The 26,621-nt window shown below is 42.3% G+C and carries 25 protein-coding genes; 17 read left to right on the forward strand and 8 right to left on the reverse strand.

The annotated features are described in order from the left end of the window. Positions 1-49: 49 nt before the first annotated feature. Positions 50-964, reverse strand: a complete 915-nt coding sequence (gene lsrR / locus WDV74_RS01030; protein ID WP_338885504.1) for a transcriptional regulator LsrR — start codon at positions 962-964, stop codon at positions 50-52. A 334-nt stretch (positions 965-1,298) separates the two neighbouring features. On the opposite strand from lsrR, the gene lsrA reads away from it, so the two are divergent. The 6 genes from lsrA (at position 1,299) to lsrG (ending at position 7,266) form a co-directional block, all read left to right on the forward strand. Continuing rightward, the gene (lsrA, locus tag WDV74_RS01035; protein WP_338884104.1) at positions 1,299-2,870 is read left to right on the forward strand and encodes an autoinducer 2 ABC transporter ATP-binding protein LsrA; all 1,572 of its coding nucleotides are present in this window, start codon (positions 1,299-1,301) and stop codon (positions 2,868-2,870) included. After that, on the forward strand, positions 2,809-3,870 hold the full coding sequence (lsrC, locus tag WDV74_RS01040) for an autoinducer 2 ABC transporter permease LsrC (RefSeq protein WP_338884105.1): 1,062 nt from the start codon (positions 2,809-2,811) through the stop codon (positions 3,868-3,870). The genes lsrA and lsrC overlap by 62 nt, the downstream gene beginning before the upstream one ends. Further along, on the forward strand, positions 3,860-4,861 hold the full coding sequence (gene lsrD / locus WDV74_RS01045; protein WP_338885505.1) for an autoinducer 2 ABC transporter permease LsrD: 1,002 nt from the start codon (positions 3,860-3,862) through the stop codon (positions 4,859-4,861). The genes lsrC and lsrD overlap by 11 nt, the downstream gene beginning before the upstream one ends. A gap of 154 nt (positions 4,862-5,015) precedes the next feature. After that, positions 5,016-6,035, forward strand: a complete 1,020-nt coding sequence (lsrB, locus tag WDV74_RS01050; protein ID WP_338884106.1) for an autoinducer 2 ABC transporter substrate-binding protein LsrB — start codon at positions 5,016-5,018, stop codon at positions 6,033-6,035. Between the two features lie 45 nt (positions 6,036-6,080). Further along, entirely contained in the window at positions 6,081-6,965 is an 885-nt protein-coding gene (gene lsrF / locus WDV74_RS01055) for a 3-hydroxy-5-phosphonooxypentane-2,4-dione thiolase (RefSeq protein WP_338884107.1), read from the forward strand. Between the two features lies 1 nt (position 6,966). Further along, positions 6,967-7,266, forward strand: coding sequence for a (4S)-4-hydroxy-5-phosphonooxypentane-2,3-dione isomerase (gene lsrG, locus WDV74_RS01060; RefSeq protein WP_338884108.1), 300 nt, complete (start codon positions 6,967-6,969; stop codon positions 7,264-7,266). A gap of 57 nt (positions 7,267-7,323) precedes the next feature. On the opposite strand, the gene mobB is transcribed toward lsrG, so the two are convergent. After that, on the reverse strand, positions 7,324-7,848 hold the full coding sequence (gene mobB / locus WDV74_RS01065) for a molybdopterin-guanine dinucleotide biosynthesis protein MobB (RefSeq protein ID WP_338884109.1): 525 nt from the start codon (positions 7,846-7,848) through the stop codon (positions 7,324-7,326). Further along, on the reverse strand, positions 7,845-8,447 hold the full coding sequence (gene mobA / locus WDV74_RS01070; RefSeq protein WP_338884110.1) for a molybdenum cofactor guanylyltransferase MobA: 603 nt from the start codon (positions 8,445-8,447) through the stop codon (positions 7,845-7,847). The genes mobB and mobA overlap by 4 nt, the downstream gene beginning before the upstream one ends. Before the next feature lie 187 nt (positions 8,448-8,634). On the opposite strand from mobA, the gene WDV74_RS01075 reads away from it, so the two are divergent. From WDV74_RS01075 to polA, 4 genes are all read left to right on the forward strand, one after another. After that, a complete protein-coding gene (locus WDV74_RS01075) occupies positions 8,635-8,904 on the forward strand; it encodes a YihD family protein (protein ID WP_273557540.1) in 270 nt (89 codons plus the stop codon). A 21-nt stretch (positions 8,905-8,925) separates the two neighbouring features. Continuing rightward, entirely contained in the window at positions 8,926-9,912 is a 987-nt protein-coding gene (locus WDV74_RS01080) for a serine/threonine protein kinase (protein WP_338885506.1), read from the forward strand. A 17-nt stretch (positions 9,913-9,929) separates the two neighbouring features. Beyond that, positions 9,930-10,553 carry a thiol:disulfide interchange protein DsbA gene (gene dsbA / locus WDV74_RS01085; RefSeq protein ID WP_273557541.1) on the forward strand — a complete coding sequence of 208 codons (624 nt, stop codon included), beginning with the start codon at positions 9,930-9,932 and terminating at the stop codon, positions 10,551-10,553. A 418-nt stretch (positions 10,554-10,971) separates the two neighbouring features. Next, on the forward strand, positions 10,972-13,764 hold the full coding sequence (gene polA, locus WDV74_RS01090; protein ID WP_338884112.1) for a DNA polymerase I: 2,793 nt from the start codon (positions 10,972-10,974) through the stop codon (positions 13,762-13,764). 453 nt (positions 13,765-14,217) lie between these two features. On the opposite strand, the gene yihA is transcribed toward polA, so the two are convergent. Beyond that, positions 14,218-14,841 carry a ribosome biogenesis GTP-binding protein YihA/YsxC gene (yihA, locus tag WDV74_RS01095; RefSeq protein WP_273557543.1) on the reverse strand — a complete coding sequence of 208 codons (624 nt, stop codon included), beginning with the start codon at positions 14,839-14,841 and terminating at the stop codon, positions 14,218-14,220. A 91-nt stretch (positions 14,842-14,932) separates the two neighbouring features. Next, positions 14,933-15,838 (reverse strand): LysR family transcriptional regulator, encoded by a 906-nt coding sequence (locus tag WDV74_RS01100; RefSeq protein WP_338884113.1) that lies wholly within the window; start codon positions 15,836-15,838, stop codon positions 14,933-14,935. Between the two features lie 189 nt (positions 15,839-16,027). Here WDV74_RS01100 and WDV74_RS01105 point away from each other — a divergent pair, with 189 nt between their 5' ends. From WDV74_RS01105 to WDV74_RS01120, 4 genes are all read left to right on the forward strand, one after another. Beyond that, positions 16,028-16,987: an AEC family transporter gene (locus tag WDV74_RS01105; RefSeq protein ID WP_338884114.1), complete on the forward strand. Its 960-nt coding sequence runs from the start codon at positions 16,028-16,030 to the stop codon at positions 16,985-16,987. A 351-nt stretch (positions 16,988-17,338) separates the two neighbouring features. Continuing rightward, positions 17,339-17,905 carry a peptidylprolyl isomerase A gene (gene ppiA, locus WDV74_RS01110; RefSeq protein WP_273557548.1) on the forward strand — a complete coding sequence of 189 codons (567 nt, stop codon included), beginning with the start codon at positions 17,339-17,341 and terminating at the stop codon, positions 17,903-17,905. A gap of 384 nt (positions 17,906-18,289) precedes the next feature. Then, positions 18,290-18,865 carry an aminodeoxychorismate synthase component II gene (locus WDV74_RS01115; protein WP_338884115.1) on the forward strand — a complete coding sequence of 192 codons (576 nt, stop codon included), beginning with the start codon at positions 18,290-18,292 and terminating at the stop codon, positions 18,863-18,865. 121 nt (positions 18,866-18,986) lie between these two features. Further along, the gene (locus WDV74_RS01120; RefSeq protein ID WP_338884116.1) at positions 18,987-20,204 is read left to right on the forward strand and encodes an aspartate aminotransferase family protein; all 1,218 of its coding nucleotides are present in this window, start codon (positions 18,987-18,989) and stop codon (positions 20,202-20,204) included. 60 nt (positions 20,205-20,264) lie between these two features. On the opposite strand, the gene crp is transcribed toward WDV74_RS01120, so the two are convergent. The 3 genes from crp to WDV74_RS01135 form a co-directional block, all read right to left on the reverse strand. Beyond that, a complete protein-coding gene (crp, locus tag WDV74_RS01125) occupies positions 20,265-20,897 on the reverse strand; it encodes a cAMP-activated global transcriptional regulator CRP (RefSeq protein ID WP_004240730.1) in 633 nt (210 codons plus the stop codon). A gap of 421 nt (positions 20,898-21,318) precedes the next feature. Further along, positions 21,319-22,188: a phosphoribulokinase gene (locus WDV74_RS01130; RefSeq protein ID WP_338884119.1), complete on the reverse strand. Its 870-nt coding sequence runs from the start codon at positions 22,186-22,188 to the stop codon at positions 21,319-21,321. Between the two features lie 67 nt (positions 22,189-22,255). Further along, complete coding sequence (locus WDV74_RS01135; RefSeq protein WP_338884120.1) at positions 22,256-22,474, reverse strand: YheU family protein; 219 nt, start codon at positions 22,472-22,474, stop codon at positions 22,256-22,258. A gap of 188 nt (positions 22,475-22,662) precedes the next feature. Here WDV74_RS01135 and WDV74_RS01140 point away from each other — a divergent pair, with 188 nt between their 5' ends. The 3 genes from WDV74_RS01140 to WDV74_RS01150 all read left to right on the forward strand — a co-directional run bounded on the left by WDV74_RS01140 (position 22,663) and on the right by WDV74_RS01150 (position 26,561). Then, positions 22,663-23,268: a LysE family translocator gene (locus tag WDV74_RS01140; RefSeq protein ID WP_338884121.1), complete on the forward strand. Its 606-nt coding sequence runs from the start codon at positions 22,663-22,665 to the stop codon at positions 23,266-23,268. Between the two features lie 554 nt (positions 23,269-23,822). Then, the gene (locus WDV74_RS01145) at positions 23,823-25,391 is read left to right on the forward strand and encodes a hypothetical protein (RefSeq protein WP_338884122.1); all 1,569 of its coding nucleotides are present in this window, start codon (positions 23,823-23,825) and stop codon (positions 25,389-25,391) included. Between the two features lie 216 nt (positions 25,392-25,607). After that, positions 25,608-26,561: a hypothetical protein gene (locus WDV74_RS01150; protein ID WP_338884123.1), complete on the forward strand. Its 954-nt coding sequence runs from the start codon at positions 25,608-25,610 to the stop codon at positions 26,559-26,561. The last annotated feature ends 60 nt before the right edge of the window (positions 26,562-26,621 follow it).

Here is a 26,621-nt window from a genome sequence, read left to right on the forward strand (position 1 = left end):
TTCTTTTTATTCGATATGGCACAGGGGATGGATAGAGATTATTCGTCGATCAAATTAACATAGCTTTCGCGGTCTGTTCTTCTGTCACCAGTGAATTAATGTAACCCCCTTTCAGTGCAGCAACGATAGCATCTGCTTTTTCGATGCCGCCTGCTACACCAATGACATTAGGAATGGTTTTCATTTCTGGCAATGAAATGCCGATCAGTTCCTGATGGATATCAATGTCGCTGATCAGCTCACCTTCCATATTGAAGAAGTAACCAAGAATGTCACCGATAGCACCTTTGCGGCCAAACATCAATTGTTCGCCATCGCTGATGTAGCCGGAACGCATGATAGTTGCATGTTGCTTCTGTTTGATGGCGCCGATCCCGACGATAGCAGTATCGGCCGCACAAGCTGCCAAAATCACGTCCCGTACACTGCGCTCTTCGCGAAATGTCGCCGCAACTTGATGGGTAGAGGCTCGCAGTGGTGCCGGAATGATGCTGACAGGACAGGCTGCATCAAGCTGGCCAATACCTGTCATATAAGGGCCAACACCGCCTGACAGCGTCACCAACCGAATTTGCTGAGATGAGATAAAACCGCTCAGATGCTGCAAAGTACACATCGGCGTTTCACCAAATCCAATAGCTAATAGCTGGTGAGGTTCAATCAGCGCCATTAACAGGTGAGCGGCTCCGATACCAAGACGCGCATTCAGATTCATGCCATCAAGGGTAGGTAATACGCGAACCTGTCTGAGATTAAAGCGTTTTTGCAAAGCACTTTCCAACTCCAAACACCCTTCATAGCGCGAATTGATCTGAACGCGGATCACGCCAGATTGCCGCCCTTTCTCTAACAGACGGGAAACTTTCAGGCGACTGAGGCCGAGTAATTCACCGATGTCTCCTTGCGTCAGACCATCGTGATAGTAAAACCAGGCAATGCGGGCCATTAGTTCTTCTTCACTCATGCTATTTCCTGGGTAGTTGTAGCTTGAATAGTCAATTTCCTCGGATAATACGCTTTTCCCTGAGACGGATTGTTTCTGATTTAATTTGGTCGACATAATAACTTCTTTATCCACGAGGAAAGAATAAGCATAAATATCTCTAATGTACTAGAGGCTTATCGCAAAATTTGAACATATTTTAATATGGATCTAAATTTTTCACAAAATGTGATCTGATTATTGAAAAAGTCTTAAGTTTTACATTAGAGTCTTGAACAAATGTTTTTAAATTAAATAAATGTTCAATCTCGCATCGGTGTCAGAAACGCAAACCCAAAATGCCATGAGGTACGTGATGTCACAGAGCAATATTGCCACTAATTCCCATGATCCGTTTTGCCTGAGCCCGACTAACAGTGCTCCGCTTTTAGTTGCCCGTGGGATCAGTAAGCAGTTTTCTGGTTTGATGGTGTTGAAGCAGATTGATTTCTTTCTGATGCCAGGGCAGGTTCATGCATTATTAGGTGGTAATGGTGCGGGTAAATCAACTTTGATGAAAATCATTGCGGGTATTGAACAGCCGGATGCCGGCACGTTGGTTGTGGATGGTGCTACTATCAGCTATCTGACACCGACGAAAGCGCATCAACTGGGCATTTATCTGGTTCCACAAGAACCTTTGTTATTTCCCAATCTTTCCGTTCAGGAAAATATCCTGTTTCGTTTGCCAAAACATCAAGCCAGTACAAGCCGAATGCACGAATTATTGCTTCAGCTTGATTGCCAAATTGACTTGAAGATGCCAGCCGGCGCTTTGAATGTAGCAGATCAGCAGTTGGTGGAGATTATGCGTGGCTTGATGCGTAATTCTCGTATTTTGATTCTGGATGAGCCAACTGCTGCATTGACGCCCGCAGAAACTGAACGTTTGTTTGCACGAATACGGGAATTACGGCAGCAACAGGTAGGGATTATTTTCATTTCCCACAAATTACCTGAAATTCGTGAGATTGCAGATTATGTCAGTGTGATACGAGATGGGGGCATCGCTCTTAGCGGCGAGATTGAGCGTTTTACAACGGAAGCAATAATTCAGGCGATTACACCTACGGTAAAATCAATTGCGTTGGCTGATAATCAAAAATTGAGCTTGAAAGCTAGTAGTAATGTATCGGATAACCTATCAGCAACTCCCGTTTTGGAAGTGACTTCTCTATGTGGGGAGGGATTTCGTGACATCTCTTTGACGCTACGGGCGGGGGAAATTGTTGGTTTGTCTGGTGTTGTAGGAGCAGGTCGTACGGAACTGGCAGAGACACTATATGGATTGCGCCCGATAGCGAGTGGTGAAATTCGTTTCCGACAACAAGTCATCAATAAACTCGATACCGCAGAACGTTTGCAACATGGGTTGGTTTATTTGCCTGAAGATCGGCAAGTTTTTGGATTATTTCTTGACGCCTTTTTGAGTTGGAATGTTTGTTCGCTAACGCACAGCCGAAGCACTTTCTGGACACGTTCCACCCACGATGTCGGAGTATTGGAACGATATCGTCAAGCGCTCAATATTCGATTCCACAATGTAGATCAATCTGTACGTACGCTGTCTGGCGGTAATCAGCAAAAGATCCTGATTGCTAAATGCCTGGAAGCCAAGCCTACCGTCTTGATTATTGATGAACCAACGCGGGGTGTTGATGTTGGAGCGCGTAATGATATCTATCAGCTTATTCACAAAATCGCCAGCCAACAAGTGGCGATTCTCCTGATTTCTTCTGATCTTGATGAAATTGTTCAGTTGGCTGATCGCGTGCTGGTCATGCATCACGGCGAGCTTTGTGGACAGCTTGATAAAGACCACATGAATGTGGACGAGATTATGCATCTTTCTTTTGGGGAACGTCACATTGAAATTCATCCAGAATAACCGAGAGGCTACAGTATTGATCGCCATTTTGGGACTGTTTGCTTTGCTAGGAAGTCTCGATAGCCATGCTTTCAGCCTCCAAACGATCACTATGATCTTCGGTAATGCCCAAATTCTTATTTTATTAGCAATGGGTGCCACGCTGGTCATGTTAACCCGCAATATTGATGTGTCTGTTGGTTCGACTACCGGACTATGTGCGGTAGTGTTGGGCATGTCGCTTAATACAGGGCTTCCACTGGCGATTGCCTGTTTAGTTACGTTGCTGGTTGGCATCATGGCGGGGTTTATTAATGGTGTGTTGGTGGCATGGTTAAAAATTCCAGCGATTGTTGCCACGTTGGGCACACTCTGTTTATACCGTGGATTAATGCTGTTGTTAACCGGTGGTAAATGGATCGAAGGTTTGCCCGCTGAGGTTAAAGAACTCGCCAGACCAATACTATTGGGTGTTTCACCAATTGGCTGGTTGTTGATGTTATTGATTCTGTCGATAGCGTGGATGTTAAAGAAAACTGAGTTTGGCCGTGGGTTTTATGCCACAGGTGATAACCTGCAAGGCGCTCGTCAGCTTGGCGCTCCCGTCAATGGCATTCGCATCACGGCATTCACCATAAATGGCGTGATGGCAGCATTGGCAGGTATTGTGTTTGTGGCTCAGATTGGCTTTATTCCGAATCAAACGGGGAATGGGCTGGAGATGAAAGCCATCGCTGCCTGTGTATTAGGTGGTATAAGTTTGTTGGGGGGCGTTGGAATTGTCTTTGGGGCGATCTGCGGAGCATATTTTTTGACGCAAATTGATAGTGTGTTGGTACTCCTCAAGTTATCGGCATGGTGGAATGATTTTATTGCTGGCCTTGTCCTGTTGATGGTGTTAGTGCTGGATGGGCGTTTACGTAATGTCGTTGGCAATAATTTACGCCAGCAACGTTACGCCCGTTTCCTTGAACCAATAAACAAAAACACACCGCAAGAAACGGGAGGCCATAATGAATAGGGTACAACGTTATGGTTGGGAAACGGCGCTTTTAATGTTGTTGGTGGCGGAAATTTTACTGTTTGGCATAGCTAATCCAAGGATGCTGGATATTAATGTGCTGTTGTTCAGTACCAGTGATTTTATCTGCATCGGCATTATCGCGTTGCCGTTAACGATGGTGATTGTCAGTGGTGGTATTGATATCTCTTTTGGTTCGATTATCGGCCTATGTGCTATCGCATTAGGTGTGATGTATCAAGCTGGTTTACCGATGATTGTGGCAATTCCTTTTACTTTACTTGTCGGGGTGCTGTGCGGCTTGATTAATGCGGCCCTGATTTTCTATACGGGTGTGAATCCGTTGGTCATTACGCTTGGTACGATGTACCTGTTTGGCGGTAGCGCCTTATTGCTGTCGGGCCTATCTGGCGCGACGGGATATGAAGGCATTGGTGGTTTTCCTGATACATTTACTGATTTTGCCAACCTGACGCTGCTCAACCTGCCTGTTCCTTTAGTCATCTTTATCCTTTTTGTATTGGTGTTCTGGCTATTTATGCATCGTACCCATCGTGGCCGTAATGTTTTTCTTATCGGGCAGAGTAGCTGTGTTGCTCGTTACAGTGCTATCCCCGTAAATCGAATTTTATGTTTTTTATACGCTTTGACCGGGCTGGCTTCGGCAGTGGCGGCGATTATTTTGGTTTCTTATTTTGGTTCGGCGCGTTCCGATTTGGGAAGTTCTTTTCTGATGCCCGCGATTACGGCTGTCGTGCTGGGAGGGGCTAATATTTATGGTGGATCTGGTTCGATTATGGGAACGGCACTGGCGGTTTTGCTGGTGGGTTATTTGCAGCAAGGATTGCATATGATGGGAATTACTAATCAGATATCCAGTGCGTTGTCTGGTGCCTTGCTGATTGTAACGGTGATAGGACGGTCTGTTTCACTGCATCGTCATCAAATCTGTGATTGGTGGCAACGTCGAAGAGCTTCTGTTTCGCAATAACATTTTCTGAAACATATACCAATCGCCTTTCAAGATGCGTCTTATATCTCCCCGCGTAGCGGGAGATATAAACAACACATTGATTTGCAAGCTGCAACTTGAAGTTGGATTGATATAAAAGATGATCTTGAAATAAAAATAAATGGAGATAAGCATGAAAGCACCAACAATGAAGAAGCTGGCTTTGGCTGCTGCATTAAGTCTGGGATGTGTTTCCTGGGCTCAGGCGGCAGAAAAGATAGCATTTATCCCTAAATTGGTCGGCGTTGGGTTCTTTACCAGTGGTGGGCAAGGTGCGGTGGAAGCAGGCAAGGCGCTGGGTATTGAAGTCACTTACGATGGTCCGACAGAGCCGAGTGTTGCGGGACAGGTTCAGCTTATTAATAGTTTTGTTAACCAAGGCTATGATGCGATTGTGGTTTCAGCCGTGTCACCGGATGGATTGTGCCCAGCTTTGAAACGTGCTATGAAGCGTGGTGTCAAAGTATTGACGTGGGATTCCGATACGGCGTCAGAATGCCGCTCTATCTATATCAATCAAGGAACACCAAAGCAGTTGGGGGGCATTTTGGTGGATATGGCCGCAAATCAGGTGAAGAAAGAAAAAGCGAAAGTAGCCTTTTTCTATTCCAGCCCGACAGTGACAGATCAGAACCAATGGGTAAAAGAAGCTAAAGCCAAGATTGCAGAGGAACATCCGAATTGGGAAATTGTCACCACCCGATTTGGCTATAACGATGCCACTAAATCTTTGCAAACCGCGGAAGGTATTTTAAAAGCGTGGGGGGACTTGGATGCGATTATTGCTCCAGATGCTAACGCTTTGCCTGCGGCGGCTCAGGCTGCAGAAAATCTGAAGCGTCAAGATGTCGCGATTGTTGGATTTAGTACCCCGAATGTCATGCGTCCTTATGTTGAAAATGGTACGGTCAAACAGTTCGCTTTATGGGATGTAGTCAAGCAGGGCAAGATAGCCATTCATGTTACCAATGAGATATTGCAAAAAGGCGAACTGAATGTGGGAGATAAATTGAATATTCCTGATATTGACAGTGTTGAAATCTCACCCAACAGTGTACAAGGATACCGTTATGAGGCGAAAGGCAATGGCATTGTTGTCATGCCGGAGCGGGTAATTTTCACCAAAGACAATATCAATCAGTACGATTTCTAATGCATGGGGCTGGTATGCAGTCCTGACACCTTTCTGGAGGGAGAAATGGCAGATTTAGATGATATCAAAGATGGTAAAGATTTTGGCATTAATACACCGCAACAGAACACGCTATTTGAACTGAAAGGCTGTGGTGCACTGGATTGGGGGATGCAGTCCCGTTTGTCACGGATTTTCAATCCCGTTACCAATAAAACGGTGATGCTAGCATTTGACCACGGTTATTTTCAGGGCCCAACGACAGGTTTGGAGCGTATTGATATCAATATCGCCCCGTTGTTTGAATACACCGATGTGTTGATGTGTACCCGCGGTATCCTGCGCAGTCAAGTTCCGCCTGCAACCAATAAACCTGTAGTCCTGCGTGCGTCTGGGGCTAACTCTATTCTGACTGAACTCTCCAATGAAGCCGTTGCGGTGGCGATGGAAGATGCACTGCGCCTCAACGTCTGTGCGGTTGCAGCACAGGTCTATATCGGTTCAGAATATGAACATCAATCTATCAAGAACATTATCAAGCTGGTGGATCAGGGAACACGTTATGGTATGCCAACAATGGCGGTGACCGGTGTTGGTAAAGAGATGGCGCGTGACCAACGTTACTTTTCGTTAGCGACTCGCATTGCAGCCGAAATGGGGGCAAACATCATCAAAACCTATTATGTTGATAGCGGTTTTGAGCGGGTTGTGGCGGGCTGTCCTGTGCCGATTGTGATTGCAGGTGGTAAGAAACTGCCGGAACTGGACGCGTTAAATATGTGCTATCAGGCGATTGATCAGGGGGCATCGGGTGTGGATATGGGACGTAATATCTTCCAGTCGGAAGCCCCTGTTGCGATGCTGAAAGCTGTGCAGGCCGTGGTGCATCACAATGAGAAACCTGCTCAGGCTTATGAGTTTTTCCTGAGTGAAAAAGCCAAGGGAGAATAATATGCACGTTACATTAGTGGAAATTAATGTTAAAGCCGACAAGATAGACGAATTTATTGAAGTATTTCGGGATAATCACCTTGGCTCTGTTAAAGAGCCAGGTAATTTACGGTTCGATGTATTGCGTGATGAGAATATCCCAACCCGCTTTTATATCTATGAAGCTTATGCTGACGAAGCGGCAGTTGCGGCACATAAGAAAACGCCTCATTACCTGCGCTGTGTCGAAAAGTTGGCAGCATTGATGACTGAACCTCGCAAAAAAACGACTTTTATTGGTTTGATGCCGGAAAGGAACTAAGGCAAAAGCGAATAACAGCTCGAATGACAGGAAATATTCTTATTGTTATAACCACTGTTATTGATGTAACCATTTGGTAATAAATGCCGCCACTTGTTCCGGTCGATTGATATCAAGCTGTGGAAGGGGAGTTGCCAGCGCAATATCGCTGGCAATTGCTATTACATAGGGATCGAGAAGCTCATCAACGGTGTGGTTGAGGCCATCTCGATAAAGAGCGATTTTGGGGATGGGTTCATGTTTGAATCCTTCAACCAAAATCAGATCCGACAAATTTGCATCAAATCGGCTGGCAAGATAGTCAAGATCCAGTTCCGGCAATTCTGGCGTTTCAGTCATCAAAGCCCAGCGTTGCTGGCTGGCAACCAACGTTTGTGCAGCCCCCGCTTTGCGTAGCTCGTAACTATCCTTGCCTGGCTTATCGACATCCATATTGTGGTGAGTATGCTTAATCAGCCCAACGCGGATATGTTGCTGGCGTAACAGTGGAATGACTTGCTTCAATAGCGTCGTTTTTCCGGTTCCACTATAAGCCGTGATACCCAAAATCGGCAGTTTTATGTCGTTGATGTTGTGGTTCATGCCGTCTCCTGAAGGTGTTCCCAATGATGGTATTCCCAGTGATGGCATTCTTCAGGGGTATTTAAGTTGGTGAATGCATTGGGATTGGGAAAATAGACCGTCTTTGCCTTAATCATTTGCATAAAGAACATCAGCTTTCTGTCCCCCAAAGCGAGATAGCTTTCCAGACGAGGGATGAGATTGCGGTGCATTAATACCAAGGTTGGGTGTGCGCGTTCGCAATCATGTGCATAAGCAGCCCAAGCGTCTTGTTTGTAGTGCCACAGTTTTTCGACCAGGTTTTCAGGAAAATTGGGGACATCGCAAGGGACAAATACCACCCACTCGTGGATAGCGTTTTTTAAAACCGCCAACATACCTGCCAATGGCCCGGAAAAATCGGCAATGATATCCGGTATGATGGGATAGCCACTTTGATGATAAATCTCCAGATTGCGATTGGCATTAATCAACAATTCATGAACCTGTGGCTGCAATCTTGTGGCAATGTGCTGGTATAGTGGTGCATTGTTAAATTGCAGCAATCCTTTGTCGTTTCCCCCCATGCGGGTGGATAATCCCCCAGCCAGAATTGCGCCACTGATTTTTAGATGCGTCATGTTAAACCACCTGATATTGGGCAATGAAATATTTAATGTTTGGTATACCCTTTGTCTTTCAATTGTGAATCAATATCTAACCATGCTGCTTGAGGTGGCAGTATAACTTTACGCTGATTGACAGACCAATGCTTTCTCAAAGTCATTAACCCTGCTAATTTGTATCGTGATTTATAAGGAACTAAAAATGAAGCATTACCGCCTCAATGAAGTCATCGAACTTTTACATCCAGTATGGAAGAATGAGCCGGATTTAAATCTGTTGGCGCTTTTGCAAAAACTGGCTGATGAAGCGGGATTCACAGGACAGTTGTCTGAATTAACGGATGATATTTTGATTTATCACCTGAAAATGCGCGGCATGGATAGCCATGCAGAAATCCCTGGCGTGAAAAAAGATTATGAAGAAGATTTTAAAACGGCGTTGTTGCGCGCCCGGGGCATTATTAAAGATTGATGAAGAGAGAACTGTGTTGTGATGGAATCGAAGGCTTTTAATTTTCAAAATATTACACCAGATTTAATCATGGATGCATTGGGGCAATCTGGCCTGTACCTTGATTCAGGTCTAACCGAACTGAATAGCTATGAAAATCGGGTGTATCAGTTCATGGATGAAAACCGTAAACGCTATGTTGTGAAATTTTATCGTCCCCTGCGCTGGAGTCAGCAGCAAATTCAGGAGGAACATGATCTTGCACATGAATTGCAGCAGGCCGATTTGCCCGTGGCCGCACCGTTGATATTTGATGGGCAGACGGTGCTGAATTATGGTGGTTTCTTTTTTGCCATTTTTCCCAGTGTGGGAGGGCGTCAGTATGAGTCAGATAGTTTTGACCAACTAGAAGATGTTGGGCGATTACTGGGAAGAATGCATCAAATTGGGGCAAAAAAAACATTTTCTGCTCGTCCTACACTTAACTTGAATGAATATTTATATCAGCCATATCAATGTTTGGCTGAATGTGAACTCATTCCCACGAGTCATAAACAGGATTTTTTGGTTGCATTAAATGAATTGAATCAGGCAGTCGCAAGCCAATGGCATGATAACTGGCAAGTATTGCGGCTGCATGGGGATTGCCATGCTGGTAATATCTTGTGGCGTAATGAAGCGTGGTTTGTGGATCTTGATGATGCTCGCAATGGCCCTGCTATTCAGGATTTGTGGATGTTGCTGAGTGGATCACGGCAAGAACGGTTGATCCAGTTGGATATCTTGCTTGAGTCATATGGTCAATTTATGGCATTTGATCCCAAGACCTTGGCATTAATAGAGCCTCTGCGTGCAATGCGAATAGTCTATTATTTAGCTTGGGTTGCTCGTCGCTGGCAAGATCCGGCTTTTCCAAAAGCGTTTCCGTGGATGGCTGATAGTGATTTTTGGCATAAGCAAGTGAGTCTTTTTTCTGAACAAGTCCGGCTGTTACAAGAGCCACCTTTACAGCTCAACCCGATGTATTAATTTTTTTGGAGACCATTATGAAGAAATTTTGGCTAGCACTGGTGGGAGCGTTTATGGCATTTAATGCATCTGCTTCTGGTTTTTCCGAAGGCAAACAGTATACCGAGTTAAAAAATCCGGTTGCGAATCAGCCCCAGGTGGTGGAGTTTTTCTCTTTTTATTGTCCTCACTGCTATCAGTTTGAACATATTTATCATGTTCCTACTACTGTTGAGAAAAATTTGCCAGCAGGTGTGACCCATGAACGTTACCATGTGGATTTTCTTGGGCCTTTGGGAAAAGCATTGACTGATGCCTGGGCTGTCGCCATTGTGATGAAGATTGAAGATAAAGTCACCCCTATTTTGTTTGATGGCATTCAGAAAAGCCAAACCATCATTAGCAAGGAAGATATCCGCAATGCTTTCATCAAAGCGGGAGTGTCTGGTGAAGAATACGATGCAGCCCTGAACAGCTTTATCGTGCAGTCGGTGGCCGCTAAAGAGCGTCAGGCGGCCCAGGATTTCAATTTGCGCGGTGTTCCGGCGATCTTTGTTAATGGCAAGTACTTGATTAACAATGGTGGAATTGATACTCGTTCAGCTTTGGATTACTCACAGAAATTCTCTGATGTTGTGAACTATCTGGTGAACAAAAAATAAGTTGCCAGAGGGTGGCGTAACGAAACAAAAACGCTAGTATTGATATAAAATGATATAGGTATTGTGTCGGCTATGAGAAAGTTGGCACAATACTTGCCAAAAAACACCTTTCATAACATAAATTCCGGTAATATCCACAAGTCAGTGATTTTAAAGCGGTTGTAATATTTATTTAATGTTCCGTGTAATTCATTGATTTTTCATCTTCTGTTTTCCACTCTTTGTGATAATAAACATCAATCTGTTTTATATGTCATTTTTTTGTGCACAAAGTTATCCACAGAGTACTTATCAGAATATTTGGCATAAAATGCAAGTTAGTACGAGAAAATTCCCGCAAAATTCGTCTATAACGGCACAATATGGCATTCTATTCTTTATTCATCAATCCATCCCACAGAACGACAAAGAAAATTTTATGGCACAGATAGCAGACAATCCCCTGATTTTGGTTGATGGTTCTTCATACCTTTATCGTGCATACCATGCGTTTCCTCCACTGACAAACAGTTCGGGAGAGCCGACTGGCGCCATGTATGGCGTTCTGAATATGCTGCGAAGTTTGATCATGCAGTACAAACCCAGTCATGTGGCGGTTGTGTTTGATGCCAAAGGCAAAACGTTCCGTGATGAGCTATTTGCTGAATACAAATCCCATCGGCCGCCTATGCCAGATGATTTGCGCTTGCAGATTGAACCGCTGCACAAAATGGTCAAGGCTATGGGACTGCCAATTCTGGTTGTGACAGGCGTTGAAGCTGATGATGTCATCGGTACATTAGCGTTGCAGGCTGCAAAAGAGGGCCGTTCGGTGCTCATTAGTACTGGTGATAAGGATATGGCTCAATTGGTGACGCCAAATATCACACTGATTAACACGATGACCAATACAATTTTGGGGCCAGAAGAGGTTAAGGAAAAATATGGCATTCCCCCTGAACTGATGATCGATTTTCTCGCCTTAATGGGGGATTCTTCCGATAATATTCCGGGGGTGCCGGGAGTGGGTGAAAAAACCGCTCTGGGACTATTGCAGGGTATTGGCGGATTGGATGAGATCTATGCCCGGCTTGATGAGATTGCCACACTTGGTTTCCGTGGAGCCAAAACTCTGGGTGGTAAAATGGAACAATATAAAGAAGTGGCTTATCTTTCCTACCAATTGGCGACAATCAAAACTGACGTTGAGCTGGATAAGACCTGTTTAGAGCTTTCTGTTATGCCACCGGATACGGAGGCGTTACTGGCACTGTTTAGTCATTATGAATTCAAACGTTGGATCAGTGACGTACAGAATGGCAGTTGGCTGGAAGGCAATGGGAAAAAACCTGCCTCAGCCAACGCTAAGTCAGAACCAGTGGCTGTTGCACCAGCTGGCGCTAAAATTTCACCGGAAAACTATCAAACTATCCTTGAACGCCAATCCCTTGATCAGTGGATTGAAAAGCTGAAACAGGCTCCGGCGTTCTCTTTTGATACTGAAACCGACAGTCTTGACACCTTAACAGCTAACCTGGTGGGGATGTCCTTTGCCATTGCCGTGGGGGAATCAGAAGTTGAAGCCGCTTATCTGCCATTGGGACACGATTATCTGGATGCGCCACAGCAATTGGAGCTGCATGAAGTGCTCGCCACCTTAAAACCGCTGCTGGAGGATGTTAATCTGCCTAAAATTGGTCAAAACCTGAAATTTGATCGTGGGGTTTTGGCACGTTATGACATTGCTTTAAATGGCATTGTTTTCGATACCATGCTGGAATCGTATGTTTTGAACAGCGTAGCAGGGCGGCATGATATGGATAGCCTTGCTGATCGTCATCTGGGTTATAAGACCACCACATTTGAAGAAATTGCCGGCAAGGGTAAAAAGCAACTCACCTTCAATCAAATCCCATTGGAGGAGGCCGCAAAATATGCAGCGGAAGATGCGGATGTGACTCTTAGGCTACATCAGGTCATGTATCCCCAGTTAGAAAATGTTCCAACTCTGCAAAAAGTTTTCCAGAAGATCGAAATGCCGCTGGTGCCGGTGCTATCCCGTATGGAAAGAACAGGGGTGTTGATCAACGCCCAAACATTGGCAGAACATTCAAGAGAAATCACGGCGCGTTTGGATGAGTTGGAAAAATCCGCTTATGGATTAGCAGGGGAAGAATTCAATCTGTCGTCACCAAAGCAGCTACAAGTCATCTTATTTGAAAAAATGAACTTGCCTGTCTTGAAAAAAACGCCAACTGGTGCGCCATCAACGAATGAAGAAGTGTTGGAAGAGTTGGCAGAAGACCATGAATTGGCAAGGGTGATTTTGGAACATCGTGGCCTGGCAAAATTGAAAACCACTTATACTGATAAATTGCCTCAGATGGTGCACCCACTGACGAATCGCGTTCATACCTCTTATCATCAGGCGGTAACGGCGACGGGACGTCTCTCTTCTCGTGATCCAAATTTGCAAAACATCCCTGTTCGCAATGGTGAAGGGCGTCGCATCCGTCAGGCATTTGTTGCACCAGAAGGTTATCGCATTATGGCGGCGGACTATTCACAGATTGAATTGCGCATTATGGCGCATTTGTCACAGGACAAAGGCCTGTTGGAAGCATTTGCCCAAGGTAAGGACATCCACCGTTCGACGGCTGCGGAAGTGTTTGGTGTTCCATTGGAGCAAGTGACTAGCGAGCAGCGTCGCAGTGCTAAAGCGATTAACTTTGGCCTGATTTACGGCATGAGTTCGTTTGGTCTGTCCCGCCAGTTAGGCATTCCGCGTGGTGAAGCACAGCGCTATATGGATCTCTATTTTGAACGTTATCCAGGGGTGTTGGCTTATATGGAACGTACACGGGCGCAGGCGGCTGATCATGGATTTGTCGAAACGCTGGAAGGCCGTCGGTTATACCTGCCGGATATCAAATCGCGTAATGCCATGCGCCGCAAGGCGTCAGAGCGTGAAGCTATCAATGCACCGATGCAGGGAACGGCAGCGGATATCATCAAATTGGCTATGATTGCGGTAGATAACTGGATTGTCAGTGAACAGCCAAATGTGCGCATGATCATGCAGGTTCACGATGAATTGGTATTTGAAGTCCATGAATCAGAGCTGGAAACCGCAGGACAGAAAATCAGGGAGCTGATGGAACAAAGTATGCAGCTTGCTGTGCCGTTAAAAGTGGATGTTGGGATTGGTGATAATTGGGATCAGGCACATTGATGTACCGTTTATTTTAGAAGCTGAAAAAGAGCCGCAAAAATGCGGTTCTTTTTTATTGAATGATTTTTATGAAAATGCAGCTCATTTAATGAACTAAAATGATTTCAATTACGCCGTGAAGGGGCGTGTGGCAAGAATTTCAGTTAGGTTTTAGATTAGATCTAGATCTCACAATTATGTAATTAAACTACATTAATGGTGTCATAATAACCTGATTTGCTTAAATGTTAACAGCTGAATCGAGGTAATTGGTGAAAATTAATTACAAAAAAGTCTTTTTTTGATTAAAAGAATAGGTTAAAGTTATCGGCGTAGGGTACAGAGGTAAGATGTTCTATCTTTCAGACCTTTTACTTCACGTAATCGGATTTAGCTGAATATTAGCTGCCCCAGTCATCTCTTTTGACTGGGGCGTTTTTTTATACCCGATTTATGGCAGGGAAGGGTTCGGAGTTATTCCGCTTCAAGGGCAGGTTGATTGAACCAAAGGTTGAGTTTTTGCTCTAGTTTATCGATGCCGATTTTTTTCAAGGCGGAGAAGTATTCAATCTGAATATCACCACCCAAAGAGGTCAATTCCTGACGAACTTTTGCCAATTGGCTTTTACGGGCACCGGAAGCCAGTTTATCGGCTTTAGTTAGCAATACCATGACGGGGACTTGCGTCACGACCGCCCATTCAATCATTTGCCTATCCAGATCTTTCAGCGGATGGCGGATATCCATCAAAACCACCAGCCCTAACAGGCATTCGCGCTTCTGGAGATACTCTCCCAACGCCTTCTGCCATTTACGTTTCATCTCTTCCGGGACTTCAGCGTAACCATAGCCCGGCAAGTCGACCAGACGGATCCCTTCTTCAACTTCGAACAGGTTAATTAATTGGGTACGGCCAGGGGTTTTACTGGTTCGTGCAAGGCTTTTTTGGCGGGTCAGCGCATTCAGGGCGCTGGATTTACCCGCATTTGACCTACCGGCAAACGCGACCTCAATGCCCACATCTTGAGGCAGGTGGCGAATGTCAGGTGCACTCGTAATAAAGTGGGTCATATGATAGTTGTAGTTTTTGATGGTCAAAATGGTTATCTCCCTGAGGAATACACAAAAATAGCCCGGTGATTATACCGAGAGCAACCGCTTGTGGACAGGCGTAACTTTATGCCGACATTTATACCGACATTTCTTCCGACAACGAATGGCGCAGGTAGTCTGCAAATAATGTGTATAACTCACCTTGGGCCGTCACATGTAAAACCAGCTGAATGGCAGGAACATTAGGGACACCATGTTCGGAAGATAATACACATAGAGCATCGGTTAATGAGTGGCGTGGCAATAACCCAATGCCCAAACCGTGTGCTATGGCACTTTTCACATTTTCAAATGAAGCACTGACATACGCGAGAAAATAAGGTTTACCCACATGTTCCAGTGCGTTTATGGCACATTGGCGAATGACGCAGCCATCAGGAAAAATAACCAGTGGAATTTCTTGTAGGTTATTGAAGTACTTGTTTTCTACAGCAACCCAATGTAGCGGTTCAATTCTCAAGATGCTTTTATGATTGGCATTGATGGGTTGTCCCGCTATTTCTTTAGTGATGGCCATATCTAATTGCTGTTTTTCTAATAAGGCAGAAAGTACCGGTGATGAAGCGGCGGTAATTTCTATTTTTAATTCAGGATGTTCTTCCAGACAGCAGGAGATCGCTTTATGCAGGTTTCTAATGCTGAAATCATCAGGGACACCAAGTGCAATTTTGCCTCTCAACTGGAATTTTCTTACCGATTGTAGCGCTTGGGTCATGCGGAAAAGAATATCTTTGGCAGCGGGTAATAGCTGTTTACCTTCATTGGTTAATCCAATAATAGTGCCTTGGCGTCGATCAATTAAACGACATCCGATATCTTCTTCAAGTCGTTTAATACTTAGGCTAAGCGTTGGTTGTGTGCGGCCCAACTCTTCCCCAGCTTTAGCAAATCCACCATGTGTCGCTACGAATACAAACGCGCGTAGTTGCTCAAGCGTTATACCACGCCCATCAAAACGATCAGTACGAATATCCAGTTTCATAGTACCGCCTTTGTTGTCATCATTAATAAATTTAATGATAAGAAAGGAATTATTTATTTAACAGAATTAAATGATTACAGCAATATCATCAAAAAATAGCCAATATTTATTCTGAATAATGACAGCAAGTCTAATACACCAGGGAAATTTTCGGGATGTTTTATCAACACTCATGTGGAATTAATCTAAATGTTTATGATAGTTGCCCCCATATTTCTGGTTATTTTTATCGGATATTGTTTTGGTCGTTTGCGTCCTGATAGTGGACATTCCGATACATTAATCAACGATTATGTGCTTTATATTGCACTCCCTGCCTTATTGTTTCTGGCTATTGCACGTGCAGATGTGAGTGAACTTCAATCATGGGGATTTATTGCTGCTAGTTTGGCCGGCATTGGGGTCGTGTATGTTTTAGGTGTGTTAGTAGCCAAAATTATGGGGATTGGTTTGCCTCAATCTTCTCTTTTAGGCATGGGAGCATGTTATGGCACTACCGGATATATGGGAGTTCCAATCCTAATCTCTGTCTATGGTGAATCTGCTGCGCTTCCTGCCGCTATAGCTACGATCCTGCATAATATCCCAGCCATTATAGCTGTCATTATTACCTACGATGTTCTTTCTACTCGTCAATCGGGTAGCAACATATCCATCAGCCGGAGTCTGGTTAGGTCATTAAAGGTGACATTGAGTAACCCCCTGACTATTTCAGTCATCGCAGGTTTAATCTTCGTCTATTTCGAGATTCCCGTACCAAAATTTTTGCAATCATTGGCGGCATTTCTTGGTAATGCCGCAGGCCCAACGGCATTATTTGCTTTAGGACTGGGATTATCGCGGCTTAAGGTTAAAGATCATATTAATGCGGAAGCATTAAAATTGGTTGTACCGATGTTGTTACTCAAACTAGGGATACAACCGTTGGTTACGTTTATCTGCGCTTATTATCTGTTTGGTATGCAGCAAGCTGACAATATTTGGTTGATTGCCGCAATTATTATGGCTGCGCAGCCTATCGGTGCAGGCGTGTATGTTTTTGCTAATAAGTATGGTTTCAAACAGGAAACCATTTCCCTTTCTATTATTATTTCTCTATTTATCGCACTAGTGACAATACCAATCGTTCTGCAATTGTTGTCCAGCTGAATTTGGATGGAAAATTTAATTTCCTGTATTCAATGCTGGATGAATATACGCATTAAACTTCAAGTTGCAATTTACAACATGATATGAAACCTGATTTCTCTCTGCGATGCGGGGAAAAATCACCCGCATCTTGAAGTTAGATTGGTATAGATGCTTATGCGCTTTGACATGGAAAGCGTATTAATATGGGGGTTATTCTCAAAATAACGCCTGTTTAAATATGCGAATATAAAAGTCATATGACTCGTAAATGTAGGTAAATCTTTGGAACTTCACTCCATAGGGAATTACACTTAATGAGTTTTGTTGTTATGAGTTTTATTGTTGACCTCAAAAATAAAGGAATCATCAATGTTTAAACGTATTTTTGTGTCGCTTATGACTGCATGTGCTATCAGCGCGATAGCTGTCCCAGCATTAGCCGCTGAAACTCACGTGAAGCTGGTAACATCGGCTGGAGAAATCGAACTTGAGTTAGATAGCAATAAGGCACCAATGACTACCAAGAATTTCGTTGAGTATGTCAATGAGGGATTTTATAACAACACTATTTTTCATCGTGTTATCCCGGGCTTTATGATCCAGGGCGGTGGCTTTACAAAGGATATGAAACAAAAAGCGACCAAAGAGCCAATCAAAAATGAAGCAGATAACGGTCTGCGGAATCTGCGGGGTACTATTGCTATGGCACGTACCGCAGATAAGGACAGCGCAACCAGTCAGTTTTTTATTAACGTGACCGATAATGCTTTTCTTGATCACGGGCAGCGTGATTTCGGTTATGCAGTCTTTGGCAAAGTCGTCAAAGGCATGGATGTAGTTGATAAAATTTCTCAAGTCAAAACAGAAAATGTTGGCCCTTACCAAAATGTACCGGTAAAACCTATTGTGATCTTGTCTGCCAAGGTTGAACCTTAACAGCCCGGACCGACATATTACGCGTTATCTTTCAAGTTGCTCATTATAAGACAACATAACTCATTGTTTCTCCCCGCGAAGCGGGGAGAAACAATGAGTATCTTGAAAGGTGATTGGTATAATACGGTATTCGGATAATCATAACTGGTTGTTTGAGTACCGTTTGCATTCCCCCTTCTCTCTGCCATTTCTACGTTGTTACATCATGTTGCATTATGGTAATGCGGTCGCCGTACCACTATTTTAAAAGTGCTTCTGTGGTATGATTAGTTCCCCATTGTTGTTAATACTGCTTTACCTGATTTTACTGTTATACAGAATGCATAATACCCCAACGGGGTAGGGCAACTTATAAGACTATAATAATCAGTAGGATATACTCCTATGTTACTAATAATAGATAACTACGATTCTTTTACATTTAATTTATACCAATATTTTTGTGAGTTAGGGACAGAGGTTTTAGTTAAGCGTAATGATGAAATTCAGCTTGAAGATATCGAAGATTTGGCACCTACTCATTTAGTCATTTCTCCGGGGCCTTGCACGCCGAATGAAGCAGGGATCTCGTTGGAAGCGATTTCACATTTTGCAGGGAAATTGCCCATTCTGGGGGTGTGTCTGGGGCATCAGGCAATAGGTCAGGCTTTTGGTGCCAAGGTTGTGAAAGCTCATGAAGTGATGCATGGAAAAACCAGTCTGATCCACCATATCCAGCAAGGGGTATTCAAAGGATTAGATCGTCCATTGACGGTCACGCGTTATCACTCTCTGGTCATTGCCGCAGAGACGCTGCCGGCTTCATTTGAAGTGACGGCCTGGAGTCAGCATAATGGCGACGTAGATGAAATCATGGGAATACGTCACCGTACTTTGCCACTGGAAGGGGTGCAATTTCATCCAGAAAGCATTCTTAGTGAGCAGGGACATGAATTGTTGAATAATTTCCTCAAATATTAGTCAGATACCTCCATACCCCTCATTCTGTTGTTTTTTTATTTGTCATTAATTGATTTTTTATTCATATTTTATGATTATTATTTCATTTCGAAATGGCAGATATAAAAATAAGGTGAGGGAAATGGTAGAAAATAAAGCAACAAACCGAAATACCTATGATCAAGTGATGTTGCCTATTTATGCGCCGGCGAATTTTATTCCTGTCAGAGGGCAAGGAAGTCGAATATGGGATCAACAGGGTAAAGAATACATTGATTTTGCTGGGGGGATTGCTGTTCTGGCTTTGGGACACTGTCATCCGGCTTTGGTGAACGCCCTGAAACAGCAAGGTGAAAAATTGTGGCATATCAGCAATGTTTTTACCAATGAGCCCGCCTTAACCTTAGCGCAAAAGTTGATTGATGCGACTTTTGCCCAAAAAGTCTTTTTCGCTAATTCGGGAGCTGAAGCCAATGAAGCGGCATTTAAATTGGCGCGTCGTTATGCGATTACCCGCTATCATCCGAATAAAACCAAAATCATTGCATTCCATCAGGCGTTTCATGGTCGTACCTTTTTCACGGTTTCGGTAGGAGGACAGCCGAAATATGCCGAAGGATTTGGACCTAAGCCTGCTGATATTGTTCACGTGCCTTTTAACGATTTGGATGCCGTCAGGGCGGAAATCGATGATCACACTTGTGCTGTTGTTTTGGAGCCAATTCAGGGAGAAGGGGGAGTGACTCCTGCGACGATGGCGTTTCTGCATGGGGTGCGGGAATTGTGTGATAAACACCAGGCTTTGTTGGTCTTTGATGAAGTCCAGAGTGGAATAGGGCGCACGGGTCAGTTATATGCTTACCAGCATTATGGCGTACAGCCGGATATCCTGACGACGGCAAAAGCGCTGGGGGGCGGTTTTCCCATCAGTGCAATGTTAACGACAGATAAAATCGCGGCGGCAATGGAAACGGGCGCCCATGGAACGACTTATGGTGGAAACCCATTGGCTTGTCGTATCGGTTGTGTCGTACTGGATATTATCAATACGCCAGAAGTGCTGATGGGCGTGGAGAAACGGCACGACATGTTCATTCGTGCTTTGGAAAAGATAAACCAAAAATATGGTATCTTTCAGGAAATTCGAGGAAAAGGCTTGCTTATTGGGGTCGTATTGAAAACTGAATATCAGGGTAAGGCTAAAGAAATATTGCAGCAGGCGGCGGAACTGGGATTGATGTTATTAAGTGCAGGAGACAGCATCTTGCGCTTTACACCATCACTGATCATTCCTGAAGAAGAAATCACGGAGGGTATGGTGCGGTTGGAAATGGCGATATCTCGCTGGTTAAATAAATAGCAGTAAAAAGCCAGTGCGAAGTAACGGATTGCACTGGCTGAGTTTCTGGTTTATAGGAAATTAACGTGTCCCATAAACGACGATGGTTTTGCCATGTGCAGAGATCAGGTTTTGATCTTCCAGCATTTTCAGAATACGCCCAACCGTTTCACGGGAACAACCCACAATCTGCCCAATTTCCTGACGTGTGATTTTGATTTGCATACCATCAGGGTGAGTCATTGCATCAGGTTGTTTGGCCAAATTGAGTAATGTCTGGGCGATACGGCCTGTAACGTCCAGAAAGGCTAAGTTACCTACTTTCTCAGAAGTGGTTTGTAGGCGACTAGCCATCTGAGCAGATAAACGCATCAGAATATCAGGATTGACCTGAATTAACTGGCGAAATTTTTTATAGGAAATTTCAGCCACCTCACAGGCACTTTTGGCTCGTACCCATGCCGTACGTTCTTGCCCCTCTTCAAACAATCCAAGTTCACCAATGAAATCCCCCTGATTTAAATAAGAGAGAATCATTTCCTTACCTTCTTCATCTTTTATTAGAACAGCAACGGAACCTTTAACAATGTAGTAAAGCGTTTCTGCTTTCTCACCTTGATGAATAAGCGTGCTCTTGGATGGATATTTGTGAATATGGCAGTGTGACAAAAACCATTCAAGAGTAGGGTCTGTTTGTGGCTTGCCGAGAACCATTCGCTTTATCCTCTGTTGTTATTTCTGCCTTTATGATATGAGAAACTGTTGTTCCTCTTCAGGCTGGCTTTATAAAGTCAATAGCTTAACATATTAACCTGCTAAAAACTGACAAGTGGGAATTTTATATGGATTATAAAGATGCCAAGATTTGGGCATATTGATTTTAACCCACACATCTTGCATCCACACTTGTAACCTTGTTTGTAACACAGGAAAGCGTTTCTGTCTTCTCCTGTATCGCTTCAGCATATTGAACTGGCTGCCAGATTACCAGAAATCAGGCTGAAGAGTTGGTTTTATTGATTTTACATTTATAAAAGGAAAAAAATTTTGTCATAAAAAATGGCCTATTTATTTAAATAAAACAGGTAACATTATTTTTGTTACCTGCCTTATTAAAAATTAAATAAGGATTAAATTACGAGATTTTTTTGCCTTCCAGTAATTGTTTAACAAGCGGTGCCATAATTAATTCCATTGCCAGCCCCATTTTTCCACCTGGAACAACGATAGTATTTATGCTGGAAATGAATGAACCCTGAAGCATAGCGAGTAAATAAGGAAAATCGATTTGAGTGAGGCCACGGAAACGGATCACGATAAAACTTTCATCCAGAGAGGGGATCGCTTTGGCAGAAAAGGGGTTGGAGGTATCAACGGTAGGGACACGTTGGAAATTGATATGGGTACGTGAAAACTGAGGGGTAATGTAGCGGATATAGTCATCCATTGAGCGAACAACGGAATCCATAACCGCTTCTCTGGAATGCCCTCGCTCACCTGTATCACGGATGAGTTTTTGTATCCATTCTAAGTTGACGATCGGTACAACACCAATCAGCAGATCAACATGACTAGCGACATTGTGTTGTGGCGTGACAACACCACCGTGCAGTCCTTCATAAAATAGGACATCCGTATTTAATGGCAGGGGTTCCCACGGTGTGAAAGTACCTGGTGATTGGTTATAGGGAACGGCTTCATCATAGGTATGAAGATATTTTCGACCGCGGCCATTGCCCGTTTCCCCATATTCAAGGAATGTTTTTTCCAACATACCGAAATCATTGGCTTCTGGCCCAAAATAGCTGATATGTCTGCCTTGTTCTCTTGCTTTCCGTATCTCGGCATCCATTTCAGGACGAGTATAACGATGGAAACTATCCCCTTCTATCAGTGCAGCTGTTACGTCAAATTGCTGGAAAATCTTGCGAAAGGCGATACTGGTAGTGGTTGTTCCTGCTCCACTGGAGCCAGTGATTGCAATAACGGGGTGTTTGGCAGACATGAACAGACTCCTTAAATCAATAAAATTGGCGAATCAGTCAATTAGAATGAATCAAACAAGCTGAGTTTTACGGGCGGAACATCTCTTTAGGCAAGATATTAACGGTTCCATGTAGTTCAGACCATACTAACAGAACTTCACCTCGTTCAAGTTGGCGTTTGACGTCTTGCACTTTTTGCTCGAGCGTTTTTTCCTGTTCGCCGTAATCAGTACCTTCCCGCAGGACAAAACTTTCAATTAAGTTTTGGAGTGTATCGGCTTCCAATTGTTGCCACGGGATAATCATTGTGATTGCTCCTGAAAATACTGTCATTCATCATCGGGTAAACATGGTCGTTGCTAATGGAGTTGTAGTCTACGATTCATAATGAATTTGAATTGATTTCATGATTAGTCATCTTGTATGTGAAATAACATACTGTTATTTTTATTGAAAATAATTGTTAACTACCAGGGTGGGAGGGGAATCTACCCATGACTTTAAGCCTAATATTCTCGCTTAGTATATTTATGTTTATTTCCGCTGTCACACCGGGTCCAAACAATTTGTTACTGACATCATCGGGAGCTCATTTTGGTATTCGCCGTTCTACCCCGCTTTGTCTGGGTATTATTCTGGGAATGCAAACCATTTTGCTACTGTCTGCATTTGGTGTTGCCGCGTTACTGCTGATTTATCCTGCTTTACATATGGGGCTGAAAATACTCGGATGCCTGTATTTATTATGGCTAGCTTGGAAGACAGCTACTTCGCACTATAAGCGGCTGGACACCACAGCGTCGGTAGGGGAGCCAATCAAAATTTATCAAAGCTGGCTATTGCAGTTCTTAAATCCCAAAACCTGGTTGATGGGATTGGGCGCAATCAGTAGTTACAGTCTGGCTGGAGAGCTGTATAACTATTCCATTTTTGCCATCAGTATAGTGATGTTAATTGTCAATATCCTCGCTAGTGTAATCTGGCTGGTTCTCGGTTCACTGATTGGTCAGTTACTGAAAAGCCGTCGCGCGTGGTTTACATTCAATATCGTAATGGGTGTTCTGACTGCCGCTTGTGTGCCTTTAATCTGGTTAACTTAAGTCGATATTTTTGCACCCGAAGAATAGCGTTAGCGTGAAACCAACCTGAACCCTACATATACCAATCTAACTTCAAGATGCATATCATTTCTCCCCGCGAGGCGGGGAGAAATCAGGTTTCATAGCGTGTTGTAAATTGCAACTTGAAGTTTAATGCGTATATTATTTTTCAGTGAAAAAATAATACAAAAAACCAAATTAATAATAAACATCTAATAAAAAGCGAGTGCGTATACCATAGAATAGTTATTCTAAAAATAAAATTGCATTTTTAATGTATGTATTGAATTTATGATTTGAATATAAGATACTGTCAAAAAGTAAACAGACAGGATTTTAAATTTAAAGAAATTAAGGATAAGGTAATTACTGGTTAAAATTGTAACATAAAATAAAAATCAATCAATATGATTGTTGAGAAAAAATAAAGATAATTGTGGAAAATAACGTTCCGCTAAAGTAAATGCCTATTCTATTATTATGAGATTCGTTGTTGATAGTTATAAATCAAAAAATGAAACCTAAACCAGGTTAATAGAAAGGAAAATTTAAAAATGGTATCTAATACTCAAAAAATAACGGTAGTAACAGATAAGGGAACAGACTTATCTAAAAATCCAATATTAATTTCTGATCAATATTTGAAATTAACAATTAATTTATCAGGAGGAGCGAAAGATTTTAAAAATACAGATACGATAACGCTTAATCCAACCGATGATTGGATAACAGTTATTAGAGAAGGTCAAGTTAAAATTATGCCTACACATGCTAGTATTGAGGTTTTTATTAAAGTTAGTAAAGACAAAAAATTTTTCAATATTCCACAGTCTTTTACTATAAACACATCAAATACAGGTTATAAACCCCAGAGTTTCAGTTGTAAAGTCTCAGATATAAGTCCGGATACTTTATCATTAACAATAGATAAATTTTCTATCAAAACACCTTCTGGTGAAAACAAGCCAGATCTAACAAATCTTAATAGAGTAAAAATAACAACGACTGTGAGAGACAATTCAGGAGCAGTAATTCCAAATTTAAGTGTTAACATATCAGCAAATAGTCTTGATAGTTTATCAAGAGTTGCTTTAATGGATATTAAAGGTCATCCATTACAGATTAATATTAATAACCCTGCGAAATATCAACAGATTACCTTAACCACAGATTCTCAGGGTAATTTGCAATTTTATGCATTTCCTCAAGAAAGTCAGTCAGTTGTATTAGCTTTCTATAGTTCAATCGAAGGTTTACCTATTGAACGGCAATCTAAAAATCTTTTATTTATTTTAGACTTAGTGGGTGCTGAGTTTGAAGAATATCTAGTAGCTCCCGATATAGCAGAATTACGTGATGATGTCTTAAAGCCACTAAATAATGAAGAAAATTTCAATATAAAAATACCTCCTTATGATGGCGCAAAAAAAACAGATTATATCTTGTATCTTGTTAATGGTAACGTAGTAGGAAACTATGTTGAAATTTCGGATTTATCAAACTTAGATAATTATTCTTATCAGTTGCCATACTCAATATTCCCTGTGTCAAAGGAAAATGAATTTAGTTATCTTATTGCAAGGGAAAACTCAAATATTAGATATTCAGATAGTATTATTGTTAATTATGTTGGTTATCAGTATGGCCCACCAGACTCTGATAAAAATAGAGTTTTTGATCTTCCTAAAGTATATTCAAGCTATGGAATTAATCCAGAATTTATTTTAAATCCAGGATATGAGATTAATTTCACTACAATTAATCAATATAGATTTAATGGGGGAGATACCCTTTATGTGGAAATTGAAGCTGACTCAGCAGATAACCAGAAAGTAAATCCTGGAGATACTGTTGCGATTGAGGTATTCATTAAGTCCTCAAATAGAGGTGATATATCCTATAAGAAGGCAATTCAATTACCGAAAGCAACTTCTCCTGCTACAACATCGAAAGGGCATATACCTATCCCTATTTCTATAACAGGAGATGTTGATTCAAGGATATCCGGCGGGAGCGCTGTTATTTATATTTTATATTATAAAGTGGATGTAGATAATGTTAAATATAGTCATAATTGGCAGGGATATATAGACACTGTTCTGCCAGGAGGAGGAATTAATTAACATTTAAATATAAATTATTCTTTTTAATTATAAATCAGGCCGTAACTCATTTTTAATAAATATATATACGGCTAATAAAATACTTCCAATAACTGAAAAAAAGGGTAAATGCTGAAAATTATGAGAAAATTCATATAAATGGGATGCATTTACATACTAAATATGACATATGAATATAAATTAAATCCACCCTCCTATCCACAAGCGTCAGGAGGTGTGATTGATATAGATGCTCAAAAAACTGAAGGGGCTAGATACATAACAATGCTAATTCCAGGTTATGGTGATGAAAAATCTGGCGACAGAATTGTTGGTTACTTTACCGACAACAAAGGTAATACTATACCTTCATTTCCTTATTCTGTTAATATTAATATTATTCCCTCTAATTTCTTTGAAGTTGTCTTTTCTATAGACGATTTTTCAACAGATGGAGAATATACAGGATATTATACTGTAACAAAACTATCGGGTAATACGGCACAATCTAAAATAGCAATGGTAAATATTGAAACAGTGTTATCCAGTTTGCCTGATTATTTTCCTGCCGTTCCAGAAGCCACAGGTAATCATGGGACATTATTAGAAAAAAGCGATTATTATAGGTTGGATAATTTAAAGATAATTGTACCAGTCTATACCGGCATGGCTTCAGGACAAACTGTTCAAGTTTTATGGCAAGGTCGTAATAATATACCGCCTTACTCTACGCCATCACAAGAAATAGATGAAATTATGCCGCTGACATTTCATATTCCCCGGATGGAATTTATTAATAGTATTGGTAATACAGCAAAAATCCGGTTTAAAGTTGGCGGATTAAACCAAAATGCCTCTGTATACTCAGGGACTTTATCCCTGGATATTGCAGGGCAAAAACTTAATTTACCAGCCCCCAGACTTTTCTATCGAGGTGATGGAACTGTTCACGTAATCATTGAATACCCTAATATGACACCAGATCAAACTGTAGAAATACGTGCAGTTGGAAAAACAATGATACAAACTTCTTATAAACCCGTTGATGATGTACAACAAATGGGTGCACGGCTTTCAGCTGATTGGGTAGAAGAAAATAAGGGACAAATTGTACTGGTTGATTATGCGGTAGGTAGTATTTATCCGGGAGTAGAGTATGATTTTTCTGAGGTATTAAGGCAAGTTCTATAACAAGTAACATACTTTTAAAAAAATATAATATTTTTAATAAGACGTTGGTGCATAATAAAG

The sequence above is a fragment of the Xenorhabdus sp. TH1 genome (assembly GCF_037260955.1).
GTDB classification, from domain to species: Bacteria; Pseudomonadota; Gammaproteobacteria; order Enterobacterales; family Enterobacteriaceae; genus Xenorhabdus; species Xenorhabdus griffiniae.